18 protein-coding genes are annotated in these 15,732 nt (G+C 44.3%); 7 read left to right on the top strand and 11 right to left on the bottom strand.

Annotation, left to right across the window (positions count from 1 at the left end; translation table 11 throughout):
* Positions 1-10: 10 nt before the first annotated feature.
* From MHB63_13575 to MHB63_13565, 3 genes are all read left to right on the top strand, one after another.
* The gene (locus tag MHB63_13575; protein MEK3807545.1) at positions 11-784 is read left to right on the top strand and encodes an ABC transporter ATP-binding protein; all 774 of its coding nucleotides are present in this window, start codon (positions 11-13) and stop codon (positions 782-784) included.
* On the top strand, positions 771-1,577 hold the full coding sequence (locus MHB63_13570; protein MEK3807544.1) for an ABC transporter permease: 807 nt from the start codon (positions 771-773) through the stop codon (positions 1,575-1,577). The genes MHB63_13575 and MHB63_13570 overlap by 14 nt, the downstream gene beginning before the upstream one ends.
* A 520-nt stretch (positions 1,578-2,097) precedes the next feature.
* Positions 2,098-3,060 carry a S8 family peptidase gene (locus tag MHB63_13565; protein ID MEK3807543.1) on the top strand — a complete coding sequence of 321 codons (963 nt, stop codon included), beginning with the start codon at positions 2,098-2,100 and terminating at the stop codon, positions 3,058-3,060.
* A gap of 36 nt (positions 3,061-3,096) precedes the next feature.
* Here the strand turns inward: MHB63_13565 and MHB63_13560 are convergent, their stop codons facing one another.
* From MHB63_13560 to MHB63_13540, 5 genes are all read right to left on the bottom strand, one after another.
* The gene (locus tag MHB63_13560; protein ID MEK3807542.1) at positions 3,097-3,648 is read right to left on the bottom strand and encodes a hypothetical protein; all 552 of its coding nucleotides are present in this window, start codon (positions 3,646-3,648) and stop codon (positions 3,097-3,099) included.
* Positions 3,649-3,752: 104 nt separating this feature from the next.
* Positions 3,753-4,223, bottom strand: coding sequence for an RNA deprotection pyrophosphohydrolase (gene ytkD, locus MHB63_13555; protein ID MEK3807541.1), 471 nt, complete (start codon positions 4,221-4,223; stop codon positions 3,753-3,755).
* A gap of 65 nt (positions 4,224-4,288) precedes the next feature.
* Entirely contained in the window at positions 4,289-4,621 is a 333-nt protein-coding gene (locus tag MHB63_13550) for a hydrolase (protein ID MEK3807540.1), read from the bottom strand.
* 68 nt (positions 4,622-4,689) lie between these two features.
* On the bottom strand, positions 4,690-5,094 hold the full coding sequence (locus MHB63_13545; GenBank protein ID MEK3807539.1) for a phage holin family protein: 405 nt from the start codon (positions 5,092-5,094) through the stop codon (positions 4,690-4,692).
* A gap of 126 nt (positions 5,095-5,220) precedes the next feature.
* Entirely contained in the window at positions 5,221-5,661 is a 441-nt protein-coding gene (locus MHB63_13540; protein MEK3807538.1) for a Dps family protein, read from the bottom strand.
* Positions 5,662-5,767: 106 nt separating this feature from the next.
* On the opposite strand from MHB63_13540, the gene ytzI reads away from it, so the two are divergent.
* Together ytzI and MHB63_13530 are read left to right on the top strand one after the other, a co-directional pair.
* Positions 5,768-5,932: a YtzI protein gene (gene ytzI, locus MHB63_13535; protein MEK3807537.1), complete on the top strand. Its 165-nt coding sequence runs from the start codon at positions 5,768-5,770 to the stop codon at positions 5,930-5,932.
* A 250-nt stretch (positions 5,933-6,182) separates the two neighbouring features.
* Positions 6,183-7,535 (top strand): S8 family serine peptidase, encoded by a 1,353-nt coding sequence (locus tag MHB63_13530; protein MEK3807536.1) that lies wholly within the window; start codon positions 6,183-6,185, stop codon positions 7,533-7,535.
* 34 nt (positions 7,536-7,569) lie between these two features.
* On the opposite strand, the gene MHB63_13525 is transcribed toward MHB63_13530, so the two are convergent.
* A complete protein-coding gene (locus MHB63_13525) occupies positions 7,570-8,547 on the bottom strand; it encodes a TIGR03943 family protein (protein MEK3807535.1) in 978 nt (325 codons plus the stop codon).
* Positions 8,548-8,559: 12 nt separating this feature from the next.
* Complete coding sequence (locus MHB63_13520) at positions 8,560-9,567, bottom strand: permease (protein MEK3807534.1); 1,008 nt, start codon at positions 9,565-9,567, stop codon at positions 8,560-8,562.
* Between the two features lie 155 nt (positions 9,568-9,722).
* Here MHB63_13520 and MHB63_13515 point away from each other — a divergent pair, with 155 nt between their 5' ends.
* Positions 9,723-10,880, top strand: coding sequence for an FAD/NAD(P)-binding protein (locus tag MHB63_13515; GenBank protein ID MEK3807533.1), 1,158 nt, complete (start codon positions 9,723-9,725; stop codon positions 10,878-10,880).
* Between the two features lie 84 nt (positions 10,881-10,964).
* Positions 10,965-11,867 carry a GTP cyclohydrolase FolE2 gene (gene folE2, locus MHB63_13510; protein ID MEK3807532.1) on the top strand — a complete coding sequence of 301 codons (903 nt, stop codon included), beginning with the start codon at positions 10,965-10,967 and terminating at the stop codon, positions 11,865-11,867.
* A 92-nt stretch (positions 11,868-11,959) separates the two neighbouring features.
* Here folE2 and MHB63_13505 read toward each other — a convergent pair whose 3' ends face one another.
* From MHB63_13505 to MHB63_13490, 4 genes are all read right to left on the bottom strand, one after another.
* Entirely contained in the window at positions 11,960-13,741 is a 1,782-nt protein-coding gene (locus MHB63_13505) for an acyltransferase family protein (GenBank protein ID MEK3807531.1), read from the bottom strand.
* Between the two features lie 358 nt (positions 13,742-14,099).
* Positions 14,100-14,963, bottom strand: a complete 864-nt coding sequence (locus MHB63_13500; GenBank protein MEK3807530.1) for a DUF817 domain-containing protein — start codon at positions 14,961-14,963, stop codon at positions 14,100-14,102.
* Positions 14,953-15,171: a helix-turn-helix transcriptional regulator gene (locus tag MHB63_13495; GenBank protein ID MEK3807529.1), complete on the bottom strand. Its 219-nt coding sequence runs from the start codon at positions 15,169-15,171 to the stop codon at positions 14,953-14,955. Before MHB63_13495 ends, MHB63_13500 begins: the two co-directional genes overlap by 11 nt.
* A gap of 10 nt (positions 15,172-15,181) precedes the next feature.
* On the bottom strand, positions 15,182-15,664 hold the full coding sequence (locus MHB63_13490) for a DUF2975 domain-containing protein (GenBank protein MEK3807528.1): 483 nt from the start codon (positions 15,662-15,664) through the stop codon (positions 15,182-15,184).
* Between the last annotated feature and the right edge of the window lie 68 nt (positions 15,665-15,732).

Below are 15,732 nucleotides of genomic sequence, written 5' to 3'. Positions count from 1 at the left end.
AGGTTTCAGCATGTCTTTCTTAACGGTCCAGCATATCCATCACATCTACTTCACTAAAGAATCCGCAACTCTTGCATTAGAGAACATAGACCTTGAAATTGAAGAAGGAGAATTCATTTCTTTCCTTGGCCCGAGCGGCTGCGGCAAAACCACGCTGCTGTCCATCATAGCAGGACTGATTTCTCCGACAAAAGGCAAGGTGCTGATGGAAGGAAAACCTATTAACCGGTTCTCCTCATCCATCGGCTATATGCTTCAGCAGGATTATCTTTTTCCCTGGAAGACCATCGAAGAGAATATTCTTCTAGGATTGAAAATTGGAGGAAAGCTGACACCGGAGGCAAGGATTAGAGGGCTTGCCCTCCTTGCTGAAATGGGCCTCGAAAACGTGGAGAAGAGCTATCCGCGTCAGCTTTCAGGCGGGATGAGACAGAGGGCGGCACTTGTCAGAACGCTTACCACCGATCCGAAGCTTCTGATGCTCGACGAACCATTCTCGGCTCTTGATTATCAGACGAAACTTAAATTGGAAGACCTTGTCTGGAGCACACTGAAAGATTACGGGAAAACGGCACTGCTTGTAACACATGATATCGGGGAAGCCATCGCCATGAGCGACCGCATCTTTCTTCTCTCGTCAAAGCCCGGGAGAGTGGCCAAAACGTTTGACATCCCGGAAGAACTAAAGAAGCTGGAGCCATTTCAGGCAAGGCAGCACCCTTCCTTCAATGATCTCTTTCAGCACATATGGAAGGAGCTGGACCTTCTCGATGAAAAAGGATGAACTGCAGCAGCTGCATCTCTCGTATTTAAAAGGGCTAAAAAAAGAGAAGAACTGGATAAGGTTCTACCAGCTTCTAATATTCGTTTCTTTCTTTTCATTATGGGAGCTTGCGGGAAAGAGAGAATGGATTGATCCTCTTCTCTTCAGCTACCCGTCGAAGATCTGGAGCTTGTTTTTGGAAAAAACAGCAGATGGCTCTCTTGCTGCGAACTTGAGCGTCACTTTGTTTGAAACCGTGCTCGGCTTTATCCTCGGCACACTTGCGGGCACCATTCTTGCCGCCATTCTCTGGTGGTCAAAACGATTGTCGAATATCCTTGATCCCTACCTTGTCATCTTGAACGCCATGCCTAAAGTTGCACTTGGCCCCATCCTGATCGTGGCACTCGGTCCCGGCTATTTTTCCATCATTGCAATGGGGGCCATCATCTCCATCATTATCACAACCATCGTTGTCTACACGGCATTCAGGGAAATTGATGCCAACTACCTGAAGGTCCTGCAGACATTCGGCGCAAAAAAATGGCAGATGTTCAAAGAAGCCGTTCTTCCCTCTTCCTTCCCAACCATTATTTCGACGTTAAAAGTCAACGTCGGCTTATCCTGGGTAGGCGTCATCGTCGGAGAATTTCTCGTATCGGCAAAAGGACTCGGCTACATGATCATTTACGGCTTTCAGGTCTTTAACTTCACCCTGGTTCTCCTCTCTCTCATCATCATCGCGTGCTTTGCCACAATTATGTATCAGGCGGTGGAGCTGCTTGAGAGAAGGCTTGTGAAAGACAGAGAATAAATACAGCTGCGCGGGCAGCTGTATTTTTTGTGTAGCCTTTCATTTTCACTTTCTAGTGCCCTCTATTTTGTGCTTGTCGGTTTATAGGGTACCATTTTCGCTTTTTGGTACCCCCTATTTTGCGCCAGCTGATTTATAGGGTACCATTTTCGCTTTTTGGTACCCCCTATTTTGCGCCAGCTGATTTATAGGGTACCATTTTACCTTTTTAGTGTCCTCTATTTTGCGCCAGCCGATATATAGGGCACCATTTTACCTTTTGGGCACCCTCTATTTTACCCCAGCCGAATTATAGGGCACTATTTTTGCTTTCTAATACCCCTATTCCACGCCAGCCGATTTATAGGGCACCATCCTCGCTTTGCCACCTCCCGCCCCAATCATGAATCCTATATTCTTTCTAGTCTATTTGGCATTTGCAAGAGTTTTTGGAAAATGATAGAATTTAACAGAAAGTTCTGATTATTCTCTGCTCATTTGCCGGTTACTAGTTTGCGAGAAACAATTAGGAGGGGTTCTTATGGAAAAATCTGTTCGATTAATCCCGTACCAAGTTGAAGACCAGCTCGTAGATATTCAGCAGATTCCGGAAGGCGTAAATCTGATTCAGGCCCCGTCGATTTGGAGTAAGGGGTTTAAGGGAAAGGACGTAGTCGTTGCAGTGATTGATACCGGATGCGACGCCCAGCATCCTGATCTTGAGGGCAGAGTGATCGGCGGCCGCAATTTTACCGATGATGACAATGGCGATCCAGAAAACTTCACTGACTACAACGGACACGGAACTCATGTTGCCGGAACAATTGCAGCAGTTAACCCTGATTCGGGCGTTGTCGGCGTTGCACCTGAAGCTAAATTGCTTATTCTCAAAGCTCTGGGCGGCGAGGAAGGGTCAGGCGCCTATGAATGGATTATCAGCGCAATCGATTATGCCATTTCAGAAAAAGCAGACATCATCTCCATGTCTCTTGGAGGACCATCTGATGTGCCTGAGCTTCATGAAATGGTTCAAAAAGCCGTTCAAAATCAAATCCTGGTAGTCTGTGCAGCAGGCAATGAAGGAGACGGCAACAGCAAAACGTCCGAATTCTCCTATCCCGGCTGCTATAATGAAGTCATCTCAGTAGGAGCTGTTAGCCTGCAGAGAAAGTCATCCTACTTTACAAATTCCAACAATGAAATAGATGCCGTTGCACCCGGTGAAAAAATTGTCTCGACAGTCCCCGGCGGCAAATACGCTATTTTCAGCGGCACTTCCATGGCGGCACCTCATGTGTCGGGAGCTCTGGCACTGCTGAAGCCTCTCTCTGAAAGCGAGTTTGAACGAAAAATGTCAGAGCCGGAAATTTACGCCCAGCTCATGAAGCGGACCATCCCGCTTGGGTTCCCAAAAAGCCTGGAAGGCAACGGCCTCATTTATCTGAGCGCACCGGACCTTCTTGCTGATTATCTAAAAAAAGAAAATCTTGCAATCGGCGTATAAAGATAAAACAAAAGGCTTCCTCCAAAGGGGGAAGTCTTATTTGTCATTTATTCCCTTGTAAGGCACTCCATGCATTTTCGCAGCCGCATAAAAATTCGAATGATTGCTGTTGAACCGTTTGTCTCTTAAAAATACAAGTTCATTTCCATCCTTGAAAAACAGCTTCACTTGCCAATTGACAGCTTGATCTTCCGAATCTTCCGTAATAATTTCCTTTACGTCAGACCATTTGTAGCTTGTTTCTGCAAACGTCCATGCATCGCTGAATTTTATCTCGTCATAGGTAACGACTTTATAATGGTCCGTTCCAAGACCAAGTCCGATCAGTCCGAGTACAGCAAGAGGCAGCGCCGCTTTCCAGAGCTTCTTTTGGTTCAGGTACATCAAAAAACAGGCAAGGGCCAGCACCGCAATTGAGATGCCGTACATATAAAGCACAAGTCTCGGTGTTTGGATAATGGCTGTATTCGGAGTATGAAAAAGAACATTATGCACCGTCTGCGGAACGATTAATATAACAAAAAAGCTTGAAACGGCAAGCAGCAAAGCAATGGCAATCCATATGTATCTTGGTTCACTGTGGGTCATTGTAGTCCTCCTTTCCGTAGCACGCTCTCTTTATATTACTATATTTTCCAAGAGCGAAAGGGTTTTTTTACAAAAAAAATCCCGGCTTCCTCTGAACCGGGATTTTACATAAAGCGCTCTAATACTCGTTCCATGCTTTTCAGCAGGACGTCATCTTTCATAATAAAACTGAATCTGCGGTTTCTTCCGATGTCCGTCGGCAGTGTTTCAAAAAGAATGGGGCCTTCTGTTTCAAGGTAGTCAGCCTGCGGGATGATCTCGTCGATTTCTGCATAATAAATGTTTTTAATGATTGTTTTTTCTTTTCCAACCACTTTGTATTGCCCGACATAATGCAGCTTAGAAACACTTGCTCCCGTTTCTTCTTTTACCTCTCTTAGAGCGGCATCTGAGGGGTTTTCACCCTTTTCAACTTTTCCTCCGGGAAATTCATAGCCGCGGTCCCTGTGTATGGTGAGCAGCCAGCGGTTTCCATACCGGCAGATCACCCAGACGTGTTTCGGTTTTTCTGAAAATGGATGTTCTTCAAACGATAAATGCACTTCATTGTGATAATAATCTTTAAATCGAAACATTTCCAATCCCTCAATTTCTATGTGTCCATAAAAATCTTATCACAATGAATGAAATTGTATAAGACCTATTGTTGTTCTTCAATCTTTTTTAATATCCCCTGAGACTTGATATGTTCCTTTGCCTCTTCGTCTCCGAGTTCATAAATCATTTCAAAAATCTTTATGTTGGTCTGGTCAATTGCATCGTTCTGCCTGTCATAATGATATTCAAGGTATGGCACATGCGCCCTGAAAAACCCCTGCCAGTCAGAAGAATACACCTGGTCAAAATATTCTCTGAGCGACGTAATTTCTTCCTCTGTCGCTTCTATTTTATAGTCCCACGGCGCTTGTGTGCTGAGTCTTGATATTTCTCCGTTTGCCACCGTTACATAATACGTTTGTTTTATATCAGGCATTTGTTAAAGCCACCCCTTTACTTGTCCATTTTTTATTTTTTTCCCAACAGCGGACAATTTATTCGGGGCTACCTTTTAAGCAGCTGTTCAATAAACTCAAGAATCCGTATAAGAAACTGCGGTACAGGAAGCTTGACGTAATGGGCATTGCGAAGGATTCTGAGAGCTTCAAACACGATATAGAAGCAGATCGTGCCGTCCCGGAGAAGATAGCTTGTGTTAAGAATGAGATCAATGAGGTTGGCGACAGCAACGACTGCTATGATGATGACTTTTGCTCCAAATCTGGAGGCTGCGTTTTTCAGAAGGTTCCCATTGCTGTTTATGACATCGGACAGCAGAAAGGTAATCAGTTCCAAGGCCATCAGTGCAAGCAGGATCAGAAAAATTTCATGCAGTTCTCCAATAATAAAAGTCAAAACCGAAAAGTAGACAGAAGTCAGCATAAGCAGGCCCATTTCTGGACGAGACATTTTTTTGCCATCCTTTCATGGAAAATAAAATCCCTATATCTTATGCTTATTTCATCTACTTGTTCTAGCATCTATCCTATCAGAAGAAAAATGGACTGCACGAAAAAAGACTGCCATCCGGCAGCCTTATTTTCCCAAAAATGATTTCAGCATCCAATTATGCTTTTCAAGACTCTGATGAATTGCAAGGAGCATATCTCCTGTCGTTTCATCTCCTACCTCATCGGCAAGCTCCATGCCTTCTTTCAGCTCTTCCGCCACTTTTGTGAAATCATTGAAAGTGGACTGAACCATCTGCTCTGCGGTCTCCTTGCCTTCTGCTTCGCTGATGGTCGACAGCTCCAGACATTCTCTGAGCGTTGCAACTGGCGCTCCCTCAAGTGCAAGCAGACGCTCTGCAAGTTCGTCGATGTGGATGTGTGCTTCATTGTAGAGCTCTTCAAATTTTTCATGAAGGGTGAAGAAGTTCTGGCCTTTTACATACCAGTGATAGTTATGTAATTTTTCATAAAGCACAGTCCAGTTTGCCACTTGTTTGTTGACGGTTTGAATTAGTTTTTCAGACATATGAATCTCCTCCTTAAATCTATTCTTACGTTACCCACAATCACAAAAAATAAAACAAAAAAGACATGAAAATCTGATACAATGTGGACATACAGGGGGGACCAGCATGTATGTAATTTTTGCGATCTGCATTCTCATTATTCTAATCGTTCTTCTTCTGAGTGTACTCACAACATCTAAAGCATATAAATATGAGCACACGATTGATCCTCTTCAAAAAGAGGAAAAACCACAAGAAAAAGAACATATTACTAACGATAAAGACGCCTGACACACAAAGGCGTCTTTTTGTGTATTTAGGACTATACTTTCGACACTTTTTTTAGTCACCATTTATCATCACTCTTTTGCAGGAAAGAAATATCCGTTCTTACTATCTAATTATTGTAAGATATTATCATTTCTCATACCAATAGACAGATAGCACAGCAAAAATCTGTCGAAACCACTCGAACAATAAAGAAAAACGATCTAGTTTTTATACTATAATGAAAATTAAGAAAATAAAGGGGGATACATACATGACATTGAAAAAAGGATTTATGGCAGGAGTGTTAAGTACTGCACTTTGTGCTTCTGCAGTATTTGGAGGGGCTGCTGCGACAGGTTCTGCCCAGGCTCCGGAAAAAAGCTATCTGGTGGTTTTCAAAAATGAAAACTCTCTACCATCCGGCTATCAGGAGCTGATTGAAAAAGCAGGAGGGAAAGTAAGCGACAAGCTTGAGAAGGTTGGTGCCGTAGAGGTTTCTTCTGCTAATCCGGACTTTCTGACAGCCATTAAAAAATCCTCCAGCGTGCAGGATGCAGGTGTCCAAAAAAAGCTTTACCCGGAATCACCGGATGTTGAAGCAGCCTTTACACCTGAAGCAAATACACAATCAGCAGATTTATATGAATCCCTGCAATGGGACATTAAACAAGTAACCAACAATGGCGAATCATGGACCCTCCCAGGCGGAACAGGAAAATCCGTTGACGGCAATGACATTGTAGTTGGGGTCATCGACACAGGCATTGATTACAACCACCCGGATCTAAAAGAGAACTATGCTTACGGGAAATCGTTCGTGCCGGGCTATCCCGATGCCATGGATCAGAACAGCCACGGTACTCATGTTGCAGGATCAATTGCAGCAAAAGGCCGCACAATGGGTGTCGGTCCTGACTTAAAAGTAGCGGCTTACCGCGTATTCGGTCCTACAGGAGGAGCTGAAACAGCGCATATCGCAGAAGCGCTTATGACGGCTGCAGATGACAATGTGGATGTTGTCAACATGTCTCTTGGCGGTTACGACTGGTTCCAAAACCCTGAATATGCAACAAAGGACACTGTAGCAGACGTAAGACTGTTCAACAGAGCCATTCAATACGCAATCAAAAAGGGTGTAACGGTTGTCGGATCTGCCGGAAATAATGCCCTTGACATCAGCAGCCCTGGAAAACTATCGGGCGATGACAATGGCGCTACACACAGAAGTCCGAGCAGCCAGAGCATGATTCGCGTTTCTGCAGGCGGACAGCTTAAAAACCTTGCTTTTTACTCGAATTATGGTGTAGGTAAAATTGATGTAATCGCTCCCGGCGGTGATTTAGGACCAAATTATGATCCTGCAACAGGCGCTGGCCGAGACAATTCGTATCTGTGCTTAGCTACAACTCTGAACGGAGGATACGGATACAAAGCAGGCACATCCATGGCTGCTCCAAAAGCCGCAGCACTTGCAGGCGTCATTATCGCCCAGCATGGAAAGGACAAACTTTCTCCTTCCCAAGTAAAACACATCGTCCAATCTTCTTCTGTAGATCTTTTCAAGAACGGATATGACGGTGAAGCAGGACACGGTTTAATTAATGCCGTTAACGCTTTAAAATAATCACAAAAAGAGCGGGGCAGCTGCCCCGCTCTTTTTAATATTCTTCATAGACATAAGGCTCTTTCGGCTGCTCAATTTTTTTGATCGATTGAATTTCGACACTCGGCAGCGTCCAGTCTTTAAACTTTACACTCTTTAGTTTGCCGCTTACTTTTACCCATTCATCCTGTTCGTATGTTTCCCCGTCTTCGATGGAAGCGAGAGTTCCATACACAGAAGCATCTGCCACACAGCATGATAAGCCAAACCTCGCGACAACAAACTGGTCTTCTTCAAATCCCTCTTCCCTGTATACAAATCCGTGCATTTCCACTTCTTTGCCTTCAAACTTCTGAGGGTTTTTATCCAATATATTGGTCATGGCGATATAGTTTTTTTCTGTCAGGACGATTTTGTCCATTTTCAGCATGTCTGCTTCCAGCTCTTCGTAATACCCTTCAGGCGGCGCCTGAATCTCGAATCCGTCCGGATGCTCAAGAGGTGCGTCCGGACTTGATGCAGGAGACTGCGATTTTTCCTCTACACGTTCCTCAAGCTGCTTCATATACTCATCCGGATCCTGCAAGTACAGATCAGCAAGATCTTCATCCATCTGAGCGTTTTCTTCTGATCCGGCCTGCTGCTCCTGAGACTGGGCCAGGCCGTTTTTAAAGCCGCGCTTTGCAGCAATTGAGCTGTCAAGAACCGTGTCAGGGAAAACAAACCCTGTTACAACCGGAAAAATAAAGAACGAGTAAATAACAAGCGACTGAACTGGCGAGCTTTTTCCTGAATGATCAAAACCGCAGTTGCAGTAAAGCTCTTCTGTTTTTTTGCTGCCGCTTCTCCAGATTTGAACAACGCCGAGAATTAAAAACGTGACAACAGCAAAATAGATAAAAGGAAGCATCCGGGGTGCAATGAAATTCCGGATGTCCCCAGTGACGATGAGTTTAAAAAGAAGCATCGTAAAACCCATCAGGATAATGCCGCGCAAATATAAGTGAAAACGGTAATCTCTTTCCTTTTCCATCGGTTTTCCTCCTTACAGGATGACCTGCTGATAAACCAGCACGGATAGATAGACAGCTGCTGTTACAATCGCAATAAAAGCAAAAACAAATTTCGCTCTGAAGAACGCGAACAGCATGATTGTATTTTTCAAATCGATCATTGGTCCATAAACCAGGAATGCAAGCAGGGAGCCTGCCGTAAATGTCCCGCCGAAAGAGGCAGCGACAAACGCATCTGCTTCCGAACAAAGCGAAAGAATGTAGGCAAATGCCATCATGATAGCCGGAGACAGGAATTCACTCGATCCAAGATCCGTCAGCAGAGAGCGGTCAAGGAACGTCTGGAAGACACTTGCAATGAACGCACCAAGAATGAGGTATTTCCCCATTTCAAAAAACTCATCGCTTGCATGGAACAAGGTTTCTTTCCATTTGCTTACCCCTTTGACAGGCTCTGAAGGAGCGGTTCTTCCCACAAGCTCCTCTCTTGTCCATTTCAGCTGATCGCGGTTTTTAAAAATCAGATAGACCGCGAGACCGACAAGGATGGCGACGATAAAGGCAAGTCCCATGCGGCCGTACACAATTTCTTTTGATGACTGAAAAGCATAGTATGTAGATGCGAACACGACCGGATTTAGGATCGGAGCAGAAACCAGGAATACAATTCCGATATGAAGAGGCATACCTTTTTTAATCAACCGTCTCACAATCGGAACAATGGCACACTCGCAGACAGGAAAAATAATGCCCAGCAGTGCTGCAGGAAACAGGGCAATAACAGCATTTTTAGGAAGGTATTTTTGAATCATCTCTTCCGATACAAATGACTGAATCAAAGCAGAAACGAATACCCCGAGCAGAATAAAGGGAATGGCTTCAAGCACAATGCTCAGGAAAATCGTGTTTAAGTTTAAGAACGATTTAGGTGCATCAATCTCGAAGCTTCCGAAATCTATGAATATAAAAAGATAAATAAACAACCCTATTAATGCAAGAGCAAGAGACTCCTTCACAATAGAAAACGCCGGTTTTTTCATCTCTAATCTCCAATCCTATTATTTCTCCTAGCATTATAGCATACGGGGCCAGTCCATAAATTATGCAATTTCATGACAAATCCCTCCTATTGTAAAATTCGTTGGGATTAGGTAAACTGATTAAATCGTAACTATTACGTTTTAGGAGTGGGATTATGTACGAATGGATCATTATCGGAGGCGGAGTCCAGGGAATGACAATGGCTGCTTTTCTTCTCCAAGGAAAGAAAACCAGAGCGGAGAAATTAAAAGTGATTGATCCCCATTCAAAGCCTCTTGAAAACTGGAAAAACTGTACAGAAGCGATATCAATGCCATATTTACGGTCCCCTTCTGTTCACCATATTGAAATGAATCCCTTTGGACTCGAACGCTTTTCAAAACAGAAGGGATATCAAGGTTTCTATGGCAGATTTAAAAGACCTTCCCTTGAATTATTTAAAGAACACTGTGATCACATTTACCGGGAATTGAATCTTGAAAGCTGCTGGATTCAGGGCCGTACAAACACGCTGAAAAAAACAGGTGAGCATTGGGAGGTTACTCTTTCAGATGGAAAGACTCTGACTTCTGAAAATGTGGTCCTTGCCATAGGAATCGGAGAACAGCCCCATTGGCCAGAGTGGGCTGAAGCAGCAAAGAAGAATTTTGACCATATCTATCATGTTTTTGATAAGGATCTGGATCTTGATAATCTGCCCGGTCCTGTAGCCGTCATTGGCGGCGGCATGACGGCAGCCCATTTATCAAATAAGCTTGCAGGGCTTTATCCGGGAGAAGTGATGATGCTGAAGCGACATCCCTTCAGAGTGAAACTCTTCGACAGTGATCCCGGATGGCTCGGACCGAAAAACCAGCGTACATTCAGAATGAACGCCGACTACACAAGCAGACGCAATCACATAAAGTCAGCAAGGCACCGCGGCTCCATCACCAGGGATCTGCAGATGAAACTCCATCATTTAAAAAAGCGCGGCATGCTTGAATGGAAAGACTTTGAAGTTGAACAGGCGGCTGCAGACGGGAAGACACTTACCCTCCACGGAAAAGACGGCTGTCTCATTCAGGCGGGTTCAGTCATTCTGGCAACCGGATTTATGCCTTCACTACCTGGAAAAGAGTGGATAAATCCCGTAATAGAACGTGAGAAATTAACATGCGCAGACTGCGGATACCCAATTGTCAATGAGCATCTGAAGTGGGACCAGGGACTGTATGTAACAGGTGCTCTCGCAGAACTGCAGGTAGGACCGATTGCACGGAATATTTCAGGTGCCCGGCAGGCTGCAGAATTGATTTTATCCGGCCTTTAACCACTATTGAGCATTTTTCATTGCCGTAATCTTTCATTGTACAGTATACTCTCTAGTATTGAGGCACTCGAGAGGAGATCATCTATGAACAGAGAATTACAGTTACCGCCTAAAAAAGAGAGACACAGATTATTTGGGTCAGTAGAACCAGGCATCAAAACAAAACCGGTTGAAAAGGACAAAATGCCGGACCTGCAAAATTCAAAAAAAGATTTCCTATTTCATATAAATGCTGTCGGCATCAGTAATGTAAAATATCCCGTTGTGATTCATTCTTCGCTGTCACCCGAGCAGCAAACGACAGTGGCCGCATTTAAAATGACGTCATCCATCTCATATGAAGCAAAAGGAACAAACATGAGCCGTTTCACAGAACAGCTTGAAAAGTACCGCTTAAACGGCGGTTTCACCATGTCCATCAATGAGCTCTATGACTTTACAAAAGAGCTTGCTGAACGATTGAAACAGAAAGATGCTGAAATTGACGTGACATTCCCGTGGTTTTACGAGCGGAAAGGACCAAGCTCGGAGCTGGCCGGTTTAAACCACGCCACTGCCGGCATGAAAATCCGCTATGAAGAAGGCAAAGGCTTTACATCCAGTGCAAAACTTACCTGTGCAGTGACAACACTCTGCCCGTGTTCGAAGGAAATCAGTGAGTACAGCGCCCATAATCAGCGCGGATTCATTACAATGGAAGTAGAATTTGCAGAAGGCTATAACGAGGAGCTCGACTGGAAAGAGGCGCTGCTCGCAGCAGCGGAAACAAACGCAAGCGCCATGATTCATCCTGTCCTTAAACGCCCGGATGAAAAAATGGTCACCGAAACAGCCTATGAAAATCCGCGCTTCGTTGAAGACATGGTCCGCCTCGTTGCAGCAGACCTTTACGAGCTTGACTTTGTTTCAGCTTTCCGCGTCGAATGCCGAAACGAAGAATCCATTCATCTGCATGATGCAATTGCAGAATTGTCGTACCGGAAATAAATATGCAGCTTGAGATGCCTGATAATGGGCATCTCTTTTTTTACATATAAAAAAGGCTGTTCACCCGCAGTTGGAGTGAACAGCCTTCTCTTCTATTTTTCTTTATTGACTGATTCGGCAATCAGATCAGTCAAAGCCTCTGAACCTGTTTTTCCAAGATGCACTCCGTCGTCTCCAAAATATTCGGGATGATCAATGGATTCTGCATACCAGTCAATCAATGTAACATTTTCGTTTTGCTCCGCTTTTTCCTGAAGCACACGGTTTACACTGCTTTCCCATTCCTTCGGCACCCGGGTGTTCACCAGATAGACGTCGGCTTCTGAGAACGAATCGAGCAATTCCTGCAGCTGGTTCTCCGGAAAGTATCCATTGGTTCCGAGATGAATGACAACCGCTTTATTCTGCTCATTATATTCTTCATATTCAGGAGCAAGGCTGACCGCCTGGCGCATCTGCCTGCCAATCTCAGCATCTATTGTAATGCCCGGATATTCTTCCTGAAGCTTTGGAGCTATATCAATCATAACAGAATCACCAATGGCAAGGACTTCCTTATCAGACGGGTCCACTGTCTTTGGCTCCTCTTTTTCTGAAGGGCTGCTATTCTGCGATCTCTCCTCTTTATCACTGATTTTGACCTGTTTAGGAGAAGAATGCATCTCTTTTTTCTCTCCTTCAACCATCCCCAGTGCTCCGGCCGCAAAGAAAACAAACAGAACAGATACGACAAGTGACGCTGCTTTTCTTGATAGAGAAAAGTCTGTCCATGTAAGCTTGATAAATCCCCTGAAGCCTTCTCTTCTTACAGGTACTTCTATCAGCCGGTATGAAAGCTCTGCGATGATCAGGATCAGCAGAAGCTGCAGCCCGACTCTCCAGTACACCGGATTTCCTATTTCATGAACGGGCGTGCCAAGCACAATGACAGGGTAATGCCACAGGTAAATGCCGTATGACCGCGTCCCGATCCAACGCAGGGGTTTAAAAGAGAGAATCTTCCCCAAATAGCTGACCGGATGACTCACCGCTCCAATTAATACGGCTGCGTTCAGACAGATTAAAAACATTCCTCCTCTGTACAGAAACGGCTGATATTCAGTGACAAAATGAAAACAGGCAAGAAGAATTCCAAAAGCTGCGAAGCTGATAACGTTCAGCGATACCTTATGTCCAATCGGTACCCTGCCTGAAGTCAAACGCTTCATCGGCCATACAAGAGCCAGGACACAGCCTGTCAGAAGCTCAAATGCCCTCGTATCGGTTCCATAATATACGCGGCTCGGATCTGTACCGTCCTGAAAAAGAACAGCCATCAGAACCGCTGAGCAAACAGCTAAACCCGCTATGACAGCCGCCAGTTTCAGCCGCTTTTTAAAGACAAACAGACCGGCTGCAAGCAAGATTGGCCAAATGATATAAAACTGTTCTTCGATGGCAAGCGACCACAGGTTTTTAAAAGGTGACGGCGATCCAAATTGATCAAAGTAAGAAAGATCGTTAAAAATGTACCACCAGTTGCTGACGTAGAACAGGGACGAAACAGCATCACCGCGAAGTGTGCCCACAAGCTCTCTGTCAAAAAACATCACCCATACAAACGTTGCCGTAATCATAACGAAAGCGGCAGGAAGCAACCGTCTTAACCTTCCTGTCCAAAATGCAGCAAAGTTCAGCTGCATCGTTTCTCCTTTTTCAGGGAGGATCATAGATGTGATTAAATAACCCGATAAAACAAAGAAAACATCAACCCCCAAAAATCCTCCCTTTGCAAAGCCAAGATGAAAATGATAGGCGATGACCGTCATGACGGCAATTGCCCGAAGTCCATCCAGTGCAGGGATGTAGCGGCGGTTATCCGTTTGGCGAAACATGATTAACTCCTCCAATATTCTGCTGAAACCTCTAGTTGGTTCTTATTCTATGTATCTTTTATTTTTATTCAGATACTCTCTGATTTTTCGCTTCTGTGAATCTGACTTCTATCCTCCCTTTTCCACTGCAAGAAGTTATTTCATATTTTAATTGTTCCATTTTAACAGAAGGAAATTTAAACAATCAATGATCTTTACGCAACGAATAACGTTTTTTAATCATACTGACACAAATCGGGTGAAAGGATCTATGAAATGACGTTTTTTTACAGGCAAAACAGCACCCGTCCATTAAGTATAAGTGCTGTTCATGCATTCGGTTTAATTTAAACGCAACAAAAAAGGATGCCTACTAAATCTAAGCAGGCACCCTCTCCTCATTATGCATGACTCTTTCTTTTCCGCTGGAATCTCCCTTGATCTGCTTCAGCACGGCCACAATTAGAAAGCTGACTATCACAAGCAGCAGCCATGAACTGACCTTTCCTAAATGAACAAGGCTCCATGCTTCCGTTTGATTGGGATACTTCCAGGCTCCAAAATAGGTGGCAATATTCTCGGCAATCCATATGAAAAAGCCGATCAGAACAAAAGAGAGAGCAAGCGGCATGCGGTACCTGGTTCCGTTCACCTCATAAGAAACCCAGGACTGCCAGAAAACAAGAATGACCAGTCCGGACAGCCACCACCTAACGTCAATCCAGAAGTGATGGGTGAAAAAATTCAAATAGATGGCAGCTGCAAGCGGCACGACTGCCCAAAGCGAGGGCCATTTTATCAGCTCAACTTCAAGACGCCTCCAAGCCTGGCATAAGTAGCTCGCTACACTTGCGTACATAAATCCGCTGTATAGCGGAACACCAAAAACCTTGGAATATCCTTCCTCAGGATATGACCAGGAGCCCATATGCACCTTGAAAAGTTCAAGGGCAAGCCCGATGATATGAAACAGTGTAATGACTTTCAGTTCATCCTTCGTTTCAAGCCCTGATTTCAGCATCAGCCACTGCATGACAAGACAAATCACAAGCAGCCAGTCATACCTTGGAAGAAACGGAAGCGGGATAACCTGTGTCAAAGCAAGGGAAGCAAAGATGACAACAGGAAACAGACAGGACAGAGCCTGCTGCCATCCAAAGTGAAAGAGCTGTGCGATTCCTCTTGAGATGAAGGCTCCAAGTGAGTTTTCCCGAGCTTGAAATACCTCCTGTTTACTCGCCATCTTCGTCACTCCGGTATTCCAGAATATCTCCCGGCTGACAGTCGAGCGCCTTGCAGATCCCCTCCAAAGTGGAGAGCCTTACAGCTTTTGCCTTGCCATTTTTTAAAATAGAAAGGTTAGCCATTGTAATCCCTACTCTCTCAGAAAGTTCTGTTACGCTCATTTTTCTTTTGGCCAGCATGACATCAATATTTATAATAATCGCCATATTATTCACCTCAGACCGTTAAATCATTTTCTGATTTGATATCAATCGCCTCTTTTAACAGCTTCTGCAGGACAGCAGCAAAAACCGCAACCACAAAGGATGCAAAGACCATGACCATTCCGATTAATATGATGCCCGGTGCATCGTCCCTCTCCGCCATGAGGTAAAAGAGCGGCATGCCAAGCACATAAAGGGCACTGAAACTGAAGGCGCTGTATTTGATTTTCTTTAAAGCTTCGACGGCAAAATCCGAGAAGGCATGATTTCTGTCAATTAAATTTAAAAGGTGAAACGATTGATATAGAGCAAAGTAAAATGGAACTGCCGTTGCATACAGAACGATAAGCACCAGATATTTTAGATAAGTCTGTTCAGGATACAACTCTGCTGCAAAATTCCCAATTTCGGGTACTAAAAAGATACACAAAGCAATGACAGGAAGACCAATCAGGATGATCGCTGCCTTTAGAAAGAGCGTTGTTCCCCGTTTCATAAAAAGCACCTCGCATATATATTTTCAATTAGACTGTACCACGTTATTTATTGTTTTACAATAAATTT

It is taken from the genome of Bacillus sp. FSL H8-0547, assembly GCA_038002745.1.
Lineage (GTDB): Bacteria > Bacillota > Bacilli > Bacillales > Bacillaceae > Bacillus_P.
This window is presented reverse-complemented; position numbering and strand designations above follow the sequence as displayed.

Coding starts and splice junctions, on each gene's coding strand:
- MHB63_13575 (MEK3807545.1), top strand. CDS start 11: ATGTCTTTCTTAACGGTCCAGCATATCCATCACATCTACTTCACTAAA.
- MHB63_13570 (MEK3807544.1), top strand. CDS start 771: ATGAAAAAGGATGAACTGCAGCAGCTGCATCTCTCGTATTTAAAAGGG.
- MHB63_13565 (MEK3807543.1), top strand. CDS start 2,098: ATGGAAAAATCTGTTCGATTAATCCCGTACCAAGTTGAAGACCAGCTC.
- MHB63_13560 (MEK3807542.1), bottom strand. CDS start 3,648: ATGACCCACAGTGAACCAAGATACATATGGATTGCCATTGCTTTGCTG.
- ytkD (MEK3807541.1), bottom strand. CDS start 4,223: ATGTTTCGATTTAAAGATTATTATCACAATGAAGTGCATTTATCGTTT.
- MHB63_13550 (MEK3807540.1), bottom strand. CDS start 4,621: ATGCCTGATATAAAACAAACGTATTATGTAACGGTGGCAAACGGAGAA.
- MHB63_13545 (MEK3807539.1), bottom strand. CDS start 5,094: ATGTCTCGTCCAGAAATGGGCCTGCTTATGCTGACTTCTGTCTACTTT.
- MHB63_13540 (MEK3807538.1), bottom strand. CDS start 5,661: ATGTCTGAAAAACTAATTCAAACCGTCAACAAACAAGTGGCAAACTGG.
- ytzI (MEK3807537.1), top strand. CDS start 5,768: ATGTATGTAATTTTTGCGATCTGCATTCTCATTATTCTAATCGTTCTT.
- MHB63_13530 (MEK3807536.1), top strand. CDS start 6,183: ATGACATTGAAAAAAGGATTTATGGCAGGAGTGTTAAGTACTGCACTT.
- MHB63_13525 (MEK3807535.1), bottom strand. CDS start 8,547: ATGGAAAAGGAAAGAGATTACCGTTTTCACTTATATTTGCGCGGCATT.
- MHB63_13520 (MEK3807534.1), bottom strand. CDS start 9,567: ATGAAAAAACCGGCGTTTTCTATTGTGAAGGAGTCTCTTGCTCTTGCA.
- MHB63_13515 (MEK3807533.1), top strand. CDS start 9,723: ATGTACGAATGGATCATTATCGGAGGCGGAGTCCAGGGAATGACAATG.
- folE2 (MEK3807532.1), top strand. CDS start 10,965: ATGAACAGAGAATTACAGTTACCGCCTAAAAAAGAGAGACACAGATTA.
- MHB63_13505 (MEK3807531.1), bottom strand. CDS start 13,741: ATGTTTCGCCAAACGGATAACCGCCGCTACATCCCTGCACTGGATGGA.
- MHB63_13500 (MEK3807530.1), bottom strand. CDS start 14,963: ATGGCGAGTAAACAGGAGGTATTTCAAGCTCGGGAAAACTCACTTGGA.
- MHB63_13495 (MEK3807529.1), bottom strand. CDS start 15,171: ATGGCGATTATTATAAATATTGATGTCATGCTGGCCAAAAGAAAAATG.
- MHB63_13490 (MEK3807528.1), bottom strand. CDS start 15,664: ATGAAACGGGGAACAACGCTCTTTCTAAAGGCAGCGATCATCCTGATT.